The sequence below is a fragment of the Actinoplanes sp. TFC3 genome, assembly GCF_001553785.1.
GTDB lineage: Bacteria > Actinomycetota > Actinomycetes > Mycobacteriales > Micromonosporaceae > Actinoplanes.
Map to the genome: position 1 here is coordinate 3,280,298 of NZ_LOJP01000001.1, position 12,984 is coordinate 3,293,281.

Below are 12,984 nucleotides of genomic sequence, written 5' to 3' on the forward strand. Positions count from 1 at the left end.
CACCCGGACGCCCCCAGATACGCCGGAACGTAGACGCCTTCCCCCGCCAGCAGCGCTTCCCGCTCTCCCGCATCGGGCAGGATCAGCAGCGAATGTGCGTGCCGCTCGTACGCGCCGTCCACCTTGACCGACCCACCGAAGTAGGCGAACACCTTGGTGGTGAAGAAAGCCGGATGCCCATGCGAAATCTTCTCGGCCGCATCCGGAAAGGACAAAGCCATCTCCCGGACCCGCTGCAGCACCGGATCCGCGTCATCGAACATCAAAGGATGCGCCACCCAGGCATTGTCCCCCACGCGCAGCCCGGCCGTGCCTTTTCAACGCGCCCTCAGCCCTCGCCCCCGCCCGAAGCCCGGCCCGCGCCCGAGGCCGGGGCTGCGCCTTGCTCAGCCGGATCCCGCTGAACAGCACCGAATTGCCGGTAATCGCATACCATAACGGCCACAAGGAATCCAGCACCCGCAGCTGAATCCTGGCCGCCTCGTGCAGGGCGAGCAAGTCCCCCACCGGCGTGACAGCGCGCATGAAGACCTGAGCGTGCGGGTCCGGCGCCCCGAACGGCTCAAAATCCTTTGCAGGCAGACGGTACGCCCACAGCTGCACGGTTCGCAAAGCGTCGAGCCGGCCGTACTCGATGGCATTGACCCGGTCCCCGCAGCCCGCTCCGAGAATGCGCTCCCGGTCGTGGCTGGTGGTGTGCGGCCCGGTCCACGCCATCGCGCGCGGGCATTGCCGGGGGAACCAGCAGTCCGGTGCCCGGTCGCGGCCGACCGCCCAGACATAAGGGTTGCTCTGCTGGGCGGTCGCCGCGACATGCGGGACGAACCGGGTGATCGCCGGGTCTTCGGAGAAGTGGAGCACCTGCCCCGGCTCGGGTCGCACGGACTGTTTGATACCCGCCTCACCACCCCTGACGGCGAGACGAGTGCCGTCCTACTTCACGTCGTGGCGAGTGATCACGCCGGTGAACGCGTTGATGCGGATCTTGTGCTCGGTGCGGCCGTTGGTGATCTCCACGCGGTATTCCGGGTGGTCCGAGCGCTCGTCCTTGAGCTCGAACTTGGTGATCGTGCCGCCACCGGAAGCCGCCAGCGCGATCGCCTTGGCCTGGTCAGCCGAAATAATGACCGGCGCACTGGGCGGAGCAGACGGCGACGCGGACGGCAGCGACGGCGACGCGGACGGCAGCGACGGGGAAGCGGACGGCTCGGACGGCGTCGCCGAAGCCGAGGCCGAAACCGACGGCGAGGGGCTGTCGTCGTGACCGTGGGAGGCGAGGACCGGCTGGGCTGCCGGAACCTCGGAGGCCGAGGCCATCACCGCGGTTCCGAAGACGCCGAACAGGGCGAACGCCCCGGTAGCGACGACGACGCCTGCACGCTTGTTCATGGGTACCCTTCGGTTACGGGCGTCACCCCGTGAATATGGTTGAGAGCCATCGACAGACGTAAGATAGTTGAGCCTTTGACCAAAGTCGATGGGTCCGGCGGGCATTTGTGGTCATGGCGTGTCTTACTCGCTGCGGCGGTGCCCTGGGGTGGCTGCGGGCGGCCATAATTGATCCTGCCGCGCTGAGCTTCGACGACTACGACCGCGAGAAAAAGCGGCTAGTCTCCCATGATGAGCGGCAAGCTCTACGACTGGGATGAGACCTACCGGGGCGCGGATCCCCCGCCCTGGGAGATCGGCCGCCCGCAACCGGCGCTGGCCGAGCTGATCAATGGCGGCGTGAGCGGGCCGCGGGTGCTGGATCTGGGCTGTGGCACCGGCGAGTTGGCCATGGCGCTGGCCCGGCGCGGCTACGACGTGACCGGCGTGGACATCTCCCGCGTGGCGATCGAGCTGGCCCGCGAGAAGGCGGCCGGGGCCGGGCTGACGGTGGCTTTCGAGGTGCACGACGCCCGGCGCCTGGAGCTGCCGTCGCCATTCGACTCGCTGTTCGACTGCGGCCTGCTGCACAACCTGGCCCGCGCCGAGGGCGGCAACGAGGCCGAGCCGTATCTGGCCCGGCTGCCCGGGTTCGCCGCGCCCGGCGCGTCGTTGTACCTGCTCGCGGTGTCGGCCGAGGCCGGTCCGGGCTGGACGATCACCGAGGACTACCTGCGCACGGCGTTCGCCGAGCCGGCCTGGACCGCCACCACGATCAAGCACATCACCGTCGATGCCGGGTCGCTCACGCTGCCCGGGTTCCTGCTGCAAGCCACCCGTAGCTGGACTCTCGGTGGGCAGGTGGCCGTCTCCCGCTGATCAGTCCTGACGACGAACGGATCCTCGTCACGACGGCCGGCACCGGCACGGAGCAAGGTCGAGTTGTGTTCGCACCCGATCGAGGCCTGGTGGCCAGTGCCGGATCGACGGAACCCAGGCTCCTGTCAGACAGCGGTAACACCTCCGTCAACGGCGACCGTGGCGCCCGTCATGTAGCCGGCCCGCGAACTGGACAGGAAGGTGACCACCTCGGCGACCTCCGCCGGGTCGGCCGGGCAGCCGATCGGAGCCTCCGTGCCGCCGGCGAGTCGGCTCGCGCTGGGGTGGATGGCTCACCACCGTTGGACGGCAAGACCGGTGGCAACCGCGAAGCGTCAGCGTCCCCAGGCCCAGTCGGCCGGCCGGTTACGCGGGCGTTGCTTGGTGCGCTCGCCGGTCGACGCCGGCGGACGGTCCGATGTGGGCGGTGGCGGCAGCGCGGGCACATCCTGCAGCTCCCGGGACAGTCGCAGCAGACTGTCGCGCAGATCGGCGGCCTGCGGACGGCGCTCGGGATCCTTGTCCAGGCAGCGCGCGATGAGCGCCCAAACCGCGTCGTGGACCCCGGCCGGGCGCCGCGGCTTCTCGTCCAGGTGCCCGCGCAGAACGGCGAAAGGCTCACCCGAATAAGGGGTACGACCGGAGACCAGTTCGAACAACACGACGCCCAGGGCATACACGTCGGCGGCGGGGGCCGGTTCGCCACCGCTGATCGCCTCGGGGGCCATGTAATGCGGGGTGCCGACAACCACGTGCGGCGTGCCCAGCCCGGGTCCGTCCAGCACGCGGGCGATGCCGAAGTCGGTGAGGCGGACCTCGGGCCGCTCGCCGTCGTCCTGCAGCAGGATGTTGTCCGGCTTCACGTCGCGGTGCACCACGCCCAGCTCGTGGGCCACCGCCAGCGCGTCGGCGACCTGGGCCAGCAGCCGCGCGGCCTCGGCGCTGGCCAGCGGCCCGTCGCGGCCCAGCCGGTCGCGCAGGCTGCCCCCGGCCACGAACTCCATGGCCAGGCCGAGGGATCCTCCCACGCTGAACAGGTCTCGCACCCCCACCACGTGCTCGTGGCGCACCATCTTCAGAATCGAGCGTTCCTGCACGAACCGGCTGACCAGACGCGGCTGCTGCACCAGCCCCTCGTGCAGCAACTTCACCGCCACCTCATCGCCGGTGCTGCTCTCCAGCCCCCGCCACACCGTGCCGGTGGCACCCTGCCCGATCGGGGCGATCAGCACGTACGCGCTGCCCACCCGGCGTCCGCTCAGGTCGGCGGACCCGGTCCCGTCGTCCTCGGGCGCAGGGGTGGGCGGCACGGCGGGGATCGTCCTTCCGCTTGCAGGGGGCGCGGACGATGGTTCTCCTAGTCCGGCGCGGGGGCAATGGTCGCATGCCGGATTATCCACGCAGCGCATGCCGGGTCGTGCGACCGTCACCCGGTCCGGGGCCCGTCGTTGGGCAGGGTTGCGGGTGTGGCGTGCGTCGCTTGCCCCCACGCCGGGCGCCCGGCGGACTACGCTTCTGGGTTGGAACTACGTTCCGCGTGCTCCGGGGTCGGTGAAAGTCCGAACCGGCGGTGACAGTCCGCGAACCGGCCGCAGCCAGCGGCCGGCTGATCCGGTGGAATTCCGGGACCGACGGTGAAAGTCCGGATGGGAGGCAGCGCGCGAGCGATGGCAACCGCGTGCGCGGCCGTACCCCGGCGGGCACCTTCGCAGCAGCGAAAGGTGCACCCCATGCACTGGCTCGACGTTTTCTACGACGCCAAGTGGCAGGTCACGGACACCCAGGCGATCTACTACCGCGAGATCATCGGCAACGCCTTCGGTCTCGGCTCGGCGCTGCTCGGCCTGCGCCGCACCTTCTGGGCCTGGCCGGTGGGCATCGTCGGCAACGTGCTGCTGTTCACGGTCTTTCTGGGCCAGGCGCTCGGCAACGATCAGGGCACCCCGCTCTACGGCCAGGCCTCGCGCCAGGTCTTCTTCATCATCACCAGCGTGTACGGCTGGTGGCGGTGGCGCTCGCGCAGCAACGGCACGGTGAGCCCCCGCTGGGCCACCTCCCGCGAACGCGCGATCTTCATTCCGCTCGCCCTGACCGCGGTGCTGGTCTGCTTCTTCGCCTTCCGCGCGGTCGGGGCGGGCTTCCCGGTGCCGTGGTGGTACTACCTCGCCGACTCCTGGATCTTCGTCGGCTCGATCCTGGCCACCTTCGCGATGGCCCGCGGCTGGGTCGACTTCTGGCTCTGCTGGATCGCGGTGGACCTGGTCGGCGTGCCCGAGCTGCTGCACTTCCGCTACTACCCGTCGGCGATCCTCTATGCGGTCTACGCGGCGTTCGTGATCTGGGGCTTCGTGGTCTGGCTCAACATCTCCCGCACCGAGCAACCCCAGCGCCTCGACTCCCCCACCATGGAAACGGTCGGTTGACCCCTCACACCGTACGAGCTGACTCCGCCAGACACGCCAGCGCAGCCCCCACCACCGGCGCACCACCTCGCCCGCGCACCGTAGCGGCGTAAACCCGGCGCACCCCCGCGGCGACGCAGCCCAGCTTGCCCGTCCAGTCCGCCGCCACGATGTCGACCCTGGGCCGGAAGCCGTCCGGCAGTTGTGCCCGTAGCGGCTCGTCCTCGGCCGTGGCCGAGCCCGCGATGAACGCCTCGTCGCCGAGCTCGGTCAGACGCAGGGTGCGCCGGCGGGACAGGCGGTGGCCGGTGGGAACGGCCACGAGCAGGCGTTCATCAAGCAGGTGGCGCGGGTGGAGGTGCCGGGCGGGGGTGCTTTGCTGCTGCTGTCCGGGCAGGTGGCGGTGGACGAGTCGGGGGCGGTGGTGGCGCCCGGGGACATGGTCGCGCAGGCCGCGCACATCTTCGAGCCGGTGGAGGTGTCAGCGGTCGCGCGCAGTGACCGAGGACGCCAGGTCGCTCAGGGCTCTGCGGGCTTCCTCGGCCAGGGGTGCCCCGGCCAGGGCGGTGGTGGCGGCGGTGGCGCGTTTGCGAATGAGGTCCTCGATGCCGTCGCGGGCGCCGGTGTCGGTGATGATGGTGCGCAGATCGGCGGCGCCCTCGTCGTCCAGGGCGGGGTTGCCGAACAGCTCGCGGATCCGGGCGGCCTGGGCGCGGTCGGCGCGGTCGCGGGCCATGGCCACCATGACCGTCGGTTTGCCCTCGCGCAGGTCGTCGACCACGGGTTTGCCGGTCAGCGCGGGGTTGCCGAACACGCCGAGCACGTCGTCGCGCAACTGGAAGGCATCGCCGAGGGGGTCGCCGAAGGCCTGCAGCGCGACCTGCAAGCCGGGGTCACCGCCGGCGAGCGCCGCGCCGATCTGCAGCGGGCGGGTCACGGTGTAGCGGGCCGCTTTCATGCGGATCACGGTCAGCGCGCCGGCCACCGAGCCGTCGCCGACGCCGGAGACCAGGTCGAGGTACTGCCCGGCGATGACCTCGGTGCGCATGACGGTGAAGAGCCGGTAACCTCGGTGCACGCTGTCGATGGGCAGACCCGATTCGTGGAACAGGTGGTCGGCCCAAGCCGCGCACAGGTCACCGCAGAGCAGGGCGGCGCTGTGGCCGTACCGGCGGGCCTCGCCCTTCCAGGAATGGCGGGTGTGCACGTCGGCGAAGTGACGGTGCACGGTCGGTTGCCCGCGGCGCAGGGTGCTGCCGTCCATGATGTCGTCGTGGATCAGCGCGAAGGCGTGGAAGAGTTCGAGCGCGGAGGCTGCGGTGACGATCTTATCGCTGTCGGGCTGGCCGGCGCCGCGCCAGCCCCAGTAGCAGAACATCGGGCGTAAGCGTTTGCCGTCGGCGAGCACGAAGCGGCGCACGGCGTCGAGCACACCGGCCGGGGTGCCGTCGGGCCAGTGCGGGCGCTGGGAATCAAGGTACGCGATCAGCGCGGCCTCGCACCGCCGGGCCAGCGTCTCGGGGGCGGCCTGCACGCTCATGCCGCACCTGCCTGCGAGCGCGGGGCCTGACCGGCGGTCATGAGGTCAGTCCGGCCAGCCGCAGGAGCAGCGATTTCACCTCGGTGGCGGCGAACGAGTCGCGGGTGGCGGAGCGGTCGGAGCAGAGCAGGACCGGGCCGTCGGCGGGATCGCCGGGTAGGCGGCCGTGGGAGCCGCGGACCGCCCGGGCGCCGGCGTCGAGGCCCACCACGTTCATCAGGTACCGCATCCCGGTCTTCTTACGCAGCAACGCCAGCGCGGCCCTGCCCTTCGCGGCGGCCGGGCCGGCCGGGTCGAAGAACAGCTCGGCGGGGTCGTAGCCGGGTTTGCGGTGGATCTCGACGAGGCGGGCGAAGTCGGGGGCACGGTCGTCGTCGAGCCAGTAGTAGTAGGTGAACCACGAGTCCGGCTCGGCCACCAGCACCAGTTCCCCCGACCGCTCGTGATCGAGCCCAGCCGCCGCCTGGTCCGCTCTGTCCAAAACGGAGGCAACGCCGGGGAGACCGGCCAGCACTTTCGAAACGGACGAGATCTCGGATTCATCCCGGACATAGACATGAGCCACCTGGTGATCGGCAACGGCGAAGGCCCGGGAAACCCAGGGATCGAGGTACTCCATTCCCGCCTGCGTGTAGACCGACAACAACCCCTCACGCCGCAACGCCCGGTTCACGTCGACAGGCCGGTTCACCTCGGTGATGCCGTACTCCGACAGCACCACGACGGTAGCCCCGCGCGCGTCGGCAGCGTCCAGCACGGGTCCCAGCACCACGTCGAGTTCGGCGGCGGCCGCGGCGGCCCGGGGACCCGAGGGGCCGTAGCGCTGCAGGTCGTAGTCGAGGTGGGGCACGTACACCAGGGTCAGGTCGGGTTTCTGCTCCTGCATGATCTTGACTGCCGCGTGGCAGATCCACTGCGACGACGGCAGGCCCGCGTTGGCACCCCAGTAGCTGAACAGCGGGAACGTGTCGAAACCGTCCTTGAGCGACGGCGGGTGGGTGTAGCAGTCGGGGTCCTTGCGGCCGTCGGCGTGGTACACCGGGCGCGGGGTGATCGTCCAGTTGACAGCGGCGCCCATGGCGTACCACCAGCAGATGTTGGCCACGGTGTAACCGGGAGCGATCGTCCGGGCCGCATCCCACACCTTCTCCCCGCCGACCAGCGCGTTGTGCTGGCGCCAGAAGAACACCTCACCCAGCTCGCGGAAGTACCAGCCGTTGCCCACGATCCCGTGCTGCGCGGGCAACTCTCCGGTGAGCAACGTGGACTGCACCGAACAGGTCACCGCGGGCAGCACCGTGCCCAGCGACGCCTGGAAACCCTGACCGGCCAGGCGGGACAGCCTGGGCATGTGGCGCAGCAGGCGCGGGGTGAGCCCGACGACATCGAGCACGACGACCGGGGTCATGACGGCACTCCCTGGGGTTGCAGGCCGAGCGCGCTCAACTGGCCGCGGGCGAAGAACAGCTCCGCGGCGATGCCGTTGGCGAGCTGAGCGGGTCCGGACGGGCGGGATGCCGGGGGCAGGACATTCCACGTGTACGTCTCCACGTCGAAGTGGTCGCACAACGCGTTCCCGCCGCCCAGCAGTTCGTGCAGAGCCTCGACGAGCACCCCGACCGTGGTCTGCAGCGGCGGCATCGGGGGCTCGTGCAACGGCACGTGGTAGTGGATGCGCCACGGCTGGTCGTCGGCGCCGGGGGTGCTGAGAGCCTCGTCGAGGTCATCGCAGGACAGCCCGTGCGGGCCGCGGGTCTGATGCAGGAAACGGCGTTCCGCGTACGAACTGAGCACCGCAGCATCGCGATGCGGGTCGGCACTGGCCAGCGCGGCCGAGATCTGGGTCTTCACGATCGGCACGCCACCGGCTTCCAACCGGGCCAGCGCCGCGGCCGGCTCCTCCCACGCGCACGCCAGATGCGCCAGGTCCAGGCACAACCCGAGCACGTCGGTGTCCCGGTCGCCGAGCAGCGCCACCGCTTCCTGGGTCGTCTCGATGATGCAGCCCGGCTCGGGTTCGAAGGCCACCCGCACGGTCCGCGGCAGCCGGTGCAACTGCTTGGCCAAGTCGTCCAGCGCGCGCCGGCAGGCGGCCGCCCGCGGCCCGTCCCAGGGATCGCGCCAGGCCAGCGGCAGCGTCGAGATCGAGCCCCGGGCCGCGTCCTCGGGCAGCAGATCACAGAGCAGACGGGCCAGATCCATGGTGTACGCCAACCGCTGCGGCGTGGCCCAGTCGGGCTGGTAGACGGCGTGCTTGACCACCGGCGCCTGGAACGCCTGGTACGGGAACCCGTTGAGCGTGACCACTTCGAGCCCGCGCTCGCTCAGTGCCCGGCGCAGGCGCTGCCGCCCGGCCACATCGGCGGCCAGCCCGGCGGCCACCGGGGCGGCCAGCCACAGCCCGAGCCCGAGCACATCGGTGCCCAGGCGCTCGCGGATCGGCACGGCGTACGTGTCGAGTTGTTCGAGGATGCCGGCCAGGTCCTCCGCGGCGTGCACGTTGGTGCAGTAGGACAAGTGCACTGTGGAGCCGTCCGGGTGCGACATCCTCATCAGCTACCGCCCCGGGCTATCGAGCTCCCGGCGTACGTACCCTCCGTCTTCTCGATCTCGGACAGGTCAAGGCGCCCGGACTGGGCGTAGAAGCTGACCGGGTTGCGCCACAGCACCAGGTCCACGTCGTCGGCGCTGAACCCGGCGTCGAGCATGGCCTGCCCGGTTGCCAGGGTCAGCAGCGGGTCGGAGTGGCCCCAGTCGGCGGCGGAGTTGACCAGGACGCGCTCGGTGCCGTACCTCTTCAGAACCTCGACCATGCGCGGCGGGGACATCTTGGTCTCCGGGTAGATCGAGAACCCCATCCAGCAGCCGCTGTCCTTGACCGGCGCGACGGTGACCTCGTTGAGATGGTCGACCGCGACGCGTTGCGCCTCGATGCCGGACGCGGCGACCACGTCAAGCGTGCGCCGGGTCCCGGCCGCCTTGTCGCGATGCGGCGTGTGCACCAATGCCGGCAAGGCGAATTCGCGGGCGAGTTCCAACTGCGCGGCGAACGCCTCGTCCTCAGCCGGGGTCATCGAGTCGTAGCCGATTTCGCCGACCGCGACCACGCCGTCCTTGTCGAGATAGCGCGGCAGCAGATCAAGCACACCTTTGCACCGCGGATCGTTCGCCTCTTTCGGGTTCAACGCGAGCGTGGCGTGGTGCCGGACCCCGAATTGCGAGGCCCGGTACGGCTCCCACCCCAGCAGCGAATCGAAATAGTCGGCGAAGGAGCCGGGATTGGTGCGCGGCTGACCCAGCCAGAAAGCCGGTTCCACCACCGCGGTGATGCCCGCGCCGGCCATCCGGCGATAGTCGTCGGTGGTGCGGGAGGTCATGTGGATGTGCGGGTCGAAGACGCGCATCAGTCCTCCTTGGTGAGCAGTTGCCGGTTCAGCAGCGTGATCGCGTCCAACGGCATGCGCCGCCCGGCGGCCGCCCGTTCCTGCGCGAGGGCTTGCAGCATGTCGCCGAGCTTGGCGTCGGCCCGTTCGTCAAGGCGGTGCACCACGCTCAACGGCACGCCCATGAACACGCATTTCACGACGCCCTGACGCCAGGTCGCATCGTCCAGGTGATCGGCGTACGGCCCGAGCGCCGCCGCCACCAGCCGCGGATCGTTGGTGCGCAACGCATCCTCGGCCAGCGCCACCCCGTCGACGGTGAGGTACGGCAGTGCGTGCAGGACGGCCAGGCGTTCCTGGGGGTCGCCCTGCCAGTACAGATCCGCGATGCGTTCTTCTTCGCCGAGTTCCAGCAGCAGGAGGACGCGACCGGCCTGCCCCGGATTCCAGCCGGGATGCTCGGCAAGGGGCTGGCGTCCGAGCTTGCGTCCCGCGCTGGCGAACAGTGGGCCGATCGCCTGCGGGTCCTTGGCTACTCGCGCTTTCGCATCGTCCAGCCAGGCGGCGTCCACCAGGGTGCGCAGGTCGTCAGGCGTCATTGCCCGCCCCTTTCCCGGCAGCTTCGTCGGCTGCCTTCAGGAATCTCAGCGAGTCGCGGGCGATGGTGGGCGCGGCGTGGGAATGGCGCGGCAATTCCACCGCCACGAGCCCGTCATAGCCGCCTTCGCGCAGGGCTCGCAGCACCGGCGGAAAATCAATCTCCCCGGTGCCGAACTCGAGATGCTCGTGTACCCCGCGGCGCATGTCATCGATCTGCACGTTGACCAGGTACGGTGCGGCAGCGGTGACGCATCCGGGCACCGGCAACGGTTCCACCGCGCGGCAATGTCCGATGTCGAGGGTCAGGCCGAAACCTCCGGGAGCCCCGATGTCGTCGCGCAGCCGGTGCCAGCCGGCCAGGTCCTCGACCAGCATGCCCGGCTCGGGTTCGAATCCCAGGGGCACCCCCGCGGCCGCCGCCACGCCGGTGATCTCGGCGCATCCCTCGGCGAGGCGGTGCCACGCCGTTCTCTCGTCGACCTCCGGTGGTCGTACGCCCGCCCAGAACGACACCGCCTCGGCCCCCAGATCGGCCCCGATGGCCACGGCTCGGCGCAGGAAGTCGAGGCGCAGCTTGCGATCGTCGTGCAGCAGGGTGGGGGCATGCTTGCGCCACGGATCGAGCAGGAACCGCGCGCCGGTCTCGATCACCACCCCGAGCCGGCGATCCCGTAGCTGATCGGCAACCGCGCCGACCCGGGCGGCAAGCCCCGGCGCGAACGGATCAAGATGGTCGTGGTCCAGCGTCAGCGCCACGCCCTGATACCCCAGATCCGCGATGACTCCGAGCGCATCCGGCAGCCGATGATGGGCAAACCCATTGGTCCCGTATCCGAAACGGATCATGTGGGACTCACCCTGCGCGCCAAGGCCCGCCCCAGGGGAGCAGCGGCCGCGAGAAAAAGAGCTGCGACGGTACGCCCGGAGCGCGCGGTCAACGCCCCTTGCAGCGCGGGCAGGGCGGTAATGCCGGCTCCTACGGCCTTGCGCACGGAGCGGGGGGCCGGATCGGTGAAGAGTTTGGCCTGCGCAGCACCGTAGCTGGCCGCGTACTGACCGGCCAGGAGCACTGCCGCCGCCCCGCTCCCTTTCCGGACGCCGCCAGCCGGGGCTCTCACGCCGCCGGCCGGGGCGTTCATGCTCCCGGCCGCGGTGGCGAGGGCGACGGCGGCCGTGGTGGCCAGGGTCGTGGCCGGCAGTGCCGGTGTTTCGCAGCCCTTGACCTCGTGGCGGGACAGTGCGGTGACCGTGCAGGTGTGCACGGCGATGGCGGCGGCCGCGGGCAGGGCTCGTACGGGATCGCCTGGGGTTGCCCCGAGCAGCACGTCGAGCGCGCGGCAGGCGGCCATCCCCACCGGCCCGGCCGCGGTGTTCTTGAGGCGCAAGTCGTAGGCCCACACGGTCGCGGCCAGCGCAAACGCCGCGGCCAACGCCCGCTTCCCCCCGGCCCGACCGGAAATGATCAGCCCAGCGGCGGTCAGTCCGGCGGCAACGGTGAACGCCTGCCCCGGCGAGATCCGCCCCGACGGGATGGGCCGTTCCGGGCGTTCCACGGCGTCCAGCTCGCGGTCGGCCCAGTCGTTGGCGGCCATGCCAGCCCAGTAGAGCAGGACCGAGGCGGCCGCGAGCCCCGCGCTGCGCCGGTTCAGCACTCCCGCGGCGGCGGCACCGGCGATGACATCACCGGGTACGGACAGGGCTGCGGGGGCGCGGACGAGTTCGACGAAAGCCTTCATCCGTGCAGCGCCTTGGTGAAGGTGACCAGCTCGGCCCATTGCTCGGCGAGCGCGGACGGGCCGTCGCCCAGCGGATCCTTGAAGAAGAAGCCGAGTTCCGGCAGCGGCCCGCTGCGTCCGGCGTGATGGGCGGCAGCGGTCAGCCGGGCCAGGTCGAGCACGAGGGGTGCTGCCAGGGCGGAGTCGCAGCCGTGCCAGGTGAACTCCATGCGCATGGCCGTACCGAGAAAGCCTTGAAACGTGATCAGATCCCAGGCCGTCTTGAAGTCCCCGATCTCCGCGACGTAGTCGATGCGGCTCGTGCCCTCGGGCTCGTAACCCAGCGCGTCGCCGAGGACCCGCTGCTTGCTGGCCACCTTCGCGGCGTTCGCGGCGGGATCGGCCAGGTTCGCCCCGTCCCCGCCGCCGAGCACGTTCAGCCCGGACCAGCTCGTCACCTGCAGGTGGCGTACCGCGAACATCGGTGCCAGCACGGACTTGACCAGGGTTTCCCCCGTCTTACCGTCGTTGCCGGCGTAGGGCGATTGGTGCTGCGCGGCCGCCTCGGCCAACGCCGGCAGCCGCGCCCCGGTGGACGGCGTGAAGTCCACAAACGAACATCCGGCCCGGAAGGAGGCGTACGCCGCCAGCGCGCTCGGCGGCAACACGTGCTCGCGCGCCAGGGCGGCATCGAGGCCGGCCAGATCCTGGTGCGCCGGATGCGGGGTGATGATCGGTTCCGTCGTCGCCACGTTGACGACCACAACCCGGTCGAGCCGGTTACGCTCCCGGAAGTCCTCAAGATCGGCGCCGAGGAGCCGGGCCACCTCGGCTTGCGTCGTGGCAGCCGGCAGCGGTCGCAAATGCTGTTCGGCCTCGACCAGCTCCGCGGCCAGCGCCGATACCAGCCGGCTGGGGATGACACCCGCCGCCGCGAGCGCCTCAGCCTTCTTGGCCACCGGCAAGGCGACGACGTCATGCCCGCCGAACACCAGCTCGGACCAGGCGGAAAGTGCGGGCCCGCGCAGCTCGGGCAGTTCGGTGACGCACCCCACCGGCCCAGCCAGCCTGGCTCGCAAAGCCGCGGCCCCCACCAT

The 12,984-nt window shown here is 70.5% G+C and carries 16 protein-coding genes and 1 riboswitch; of the genes, 2 read left to right on the top strand and 14 right to left on the bottom strand.

Going from position 1 to position 12,984, the window contains the following annotated elements:
• The 3 genes from TFC3_RS14695 to TFC3_RS14705 all read right to left on the bottom strand — a co-directional run.
• Positions 1-263: MmcQ/YjbR family DNA-binding protein (locus TFC3_RS14695; RefSeq protein ID WP_236718130.1), on the bottom strand; the 263-nt coding region annotated here is incomplete at its 3' end.
• Positions 253-882, bottom strand: coding sequence for a DUF6886 family protein (locus tag TFC3_RS14700; RefSeq protein ID WP_067500051.1), 630 nt, complete (start codon positions 880-882; stop codon positions 253-255). The genes TFC3_RS14700 and TFC3_RS14695, both read right to left, overlap by 11 nt.
• 51 nt (positions 883-933) lie before the next feature.
• Positions 934-1,389: a PepSY domain-containing protein gene (locus TFC3_RS14705; RefSeq protein WP_067500056.1), complete on the bottom strand. Its 456-nt coding sequence runs from the start codon at positions 1,387-1,389 to the stop codon at positions 934-936.
• 231 nt (positions 1,390-1,620) lie between these two features.
• On the opposite strand from TFC3_RS14705, the gene TFC3_RS14710 reads away from it, so the two are divergent.
• Complete coding sequence (locus tag TFC3_RS14710; RefSeq protein WP_067506704.1) at positions 1,621-2,247, top strand: class I SAM-dependent methyltransferase; 627 nt, start codon at positions 1,621-1,623, stop codon at positions 2,245-2,247.
• Between the two features lie 125 nt (positions 2,248-2,372).
• On the opposite strand, the gene TFC3_RS40000 is transcribed toward TFC3_RS14710, so the two are convergent.
• Both TFC3_RS40000 and TFC3_RS14715 read right to left on the bottom strand, forming a co-directional pair.
• The gene (locus tag TFC3_RS40000; protein WP_082772057.1) at positions 2,373-2,537 is read right to left on the bottom strand and encodes an SDR family oxidoreductase; all 165 of its coding nucleotides are present in this window, start codon (positions 2,535-2,537) and stop codon (positions 2,373-2,375) included.
• A 45-nt stretch (positions 2,538-2,582) separates the two neighbouring features.
• The gene (locus TFC3_RS14715) at positions 2,583-3,557 is read right to left on the bottom strand and encodes a serine/threonine-protein kinase (protein WP_067500057.1); all 975 of its coding nucleotides are present in this window, start codon (positions 3,555-3,557) and stop codon (positions 2,583-2,585) included.
• A 223-nt stretch (positions 3,558-3,780) separates the two neighbouring features.
• Positions 3,781-3,911: riboswitch (FMN riboswitch) on the top strand.
• 66 nt (positions 3,912-3,977) lie between these two features.
• Between TFC3_RS14715 and TFC3_RS14720 the strand changes: the two genes are divergently transcribed.
• A complete protein-coding gene (locus TFC3_RS14720; protein ID WP_067500059.1) occupies positions 3,978-4,670 on the top strand; it encodes a nicotinamide mononucleotide transporter family protein in 693 nt (230 codons plus the stop codon).
• Positions 4,671-4,674: 4 nt separating this feature from the next.
• Here the strand turns inward: TFC3_RS14720 and TFC3_RS14725 are convergent, their stop codons facing one another.
• From TFC3_RS14725 to TFC3_RS14765, 9 genes are all read right to left on the bottom strand, one after another.
• Complete coding sequence (locus TFC3_RS14725; protein WP_067500061.1) at positions 4,675-4,971, bottom strand: hypothetical protein; 297 nt, start codon at positions 4,969-4,971, stop codon at positions 4,675-4,677.
• A 159-nt stretch (positions 4,972-5,130) separates the two neighbouring features.
• Positions 5,131-6,189, bottom strand: coding sequence for a polyprenyl synthetase family protein (locus TFC3_RS14730; RefSeq protein WP_067500062.1), 1,059 nt, complete (start codon positions 6,187-6,189; stop codon positions 5,131-5,133).
• A gap of 37 nt (positions 6,190-6,226) precedes the next feature.
• A complete protein-coding gene (locus tag TFC3_RS14735; protein ID WP_067500063.1) occupies positions 6,227-7,597 on the bottom strand; it encodes an alkaline phosphatase family protein in 1,371 nt (456 codons plus the stop codon).
• The gene (eboE, locus tag TFC3_RS14740; protein WP_369819624.1) at positions 7,594-8,736 is read right to left on the bottom strand and encodes a metabolite traffic protein EboE; all 1,143 of its coding nucleotides are present in this window, start codon (positions 8,734-8,736) and stop codon (positions 7,594-7,596) included. Before eboE ends, TFC3_RS14735 begins: the two co-directional genes overlap by 4 nt.
• Positions 8,737-8,741: 5 nt before the next feature.
• Entirely contained in the window at positions 8,742-9,593 is an 852-nt protein-coding gene (locus tag TFC3_RS14745; RefSeq protein ID WP_067500066.1) for a TatD family hydrolase, read from the bottom strand.
• A complete protein-coding gene (locus tag TFC3_RS14750; protein WP_067500068.1) occupies positions 9,593-10,171 on the bottom strand; it encodes an EboA domain-containing protein in 579 nt (192 codons plus the stop codon). The genes TFC3_RS14745 and TFC3_RS14750 overlap by 1 nt, the downstream gene beginning before the upstream one ends.
• A complete protein-coding gene (locus TFC3_RS14755; RefSeq protein WP_067500070.1) occupies positions 10,161-11,018 on the bottom strand; it encodes a sugar phosphate isomerase/epimerase in 858 nt (285 codons plus the stop codon). The genes TFC3_RS14750 and TFC3_RS14755 overlap by 11 nt, the downstream gene beginning before the upstream one ends.
• Positions 11,015-11,908 (bottom strand): SCO3242 family prenyltransferase, encoded by an 894-nt coding sequence (locus TFC3_RS14760; RefSeq protein WP_067500072.1) that lies wholly within the window; start codon positions 11,906-11,908, stop codon positions 11,015-11,017. The genes TFC3_RS14755 and TFC3_RS14760 overlap by 4 nt, the downstream gene beginning before the upstream one ends.
• Positions 11,905-12,984, bottom strand: a 1,080-nt coding sequence (locus TFC3_RS14765; RefSeq protein ID WP_067500076.1) for an inositol-3-phosphate synthase, incomplete at its 5' end; no start/stop codon positions are given. The genes TFC3_RS14760 and TFC3_RS14765, both read right to left, overlap by 4 nt.

What these genes read in the sequence shown, in the direction of transcription:
- TFC3_RS14735 (WP_067500063.1), bottom strand. Translation starts at nt 7,597, where the DNA reads ATGACCCCGGTCGTCGTGCTCGATGTCGTCGGGCTCACCCCGCGCCTG.
- TFC3_RS14730 (WP_067500062.1), bottom strand. Translation starts at nt 6,189, where the DNA reads ATGAGCGTGCAGGCCGCCCCCGAGACGCTGGCCCGGCGGTGCGAGGCC.
- TFC3_RS14710 (WP_067506704.1), top strand. Translation starts at nt 1,621, where the DNA reads ATGAGCGGCAAGCTCTACGACTGGGATGAGACCTACCGGGGCGCGGAT.
- TFC3_RS14720 (WP_067500059.1), top strand. Translation starts at nt 3,978, where the DNA reads ATGCACTGGCTCGACGTTTTCTACGACGCCAAGTGGCAGGTCACGGAC.
- TFC3_RS14745 (WP_067500066.1), bottom strand. Translation starts at nt 9,593, where the DNA reads ATGCGCGTCTTCGACCCGCACATCCACATGACCTCCCGCACCACCGAC.
- eboE (WP_369819624.1), bottom strand. Translation starts at nt 8,736, where the DNA reads ATGTCGCACCCGGACGGCTCCACAGTGCACTTGTCCTACTGCACCAAC.
- TFC3_RS14705 (WP_067500056.1), bottom strand. Translation starts at nt 1,389, where the DNA reads ATGAACAAGCGTGCAGGCGTCGTCGTCGCTACCGGGGCGTTCGCCCTG.
- TFC3_RS14755 (WP_067500070.1), bottom strand. Translation starts at nt 11,018, where the DNA reads ATGATCCGTTTCGGATACGGGACCAATGGGTTTGCCCATCATCGGCTG.
- TFC3_RS14760 (WP_067500072.1), bottom strand. Translation starts at nt 11,908, where the DNA reads ATGAAGGCTTTCGTCGAACTCGTCCGCGCCCCCGCAGCCCTGTCCGTA.
- TFC3_RS14750 (WP_067500068.1), bottom strand. Translation starts at nt 10,171, where the DNA reads ATGACGCCTGACGACCTGCGCACCCTGGTGGACGCCGCCTGGCTGGAC.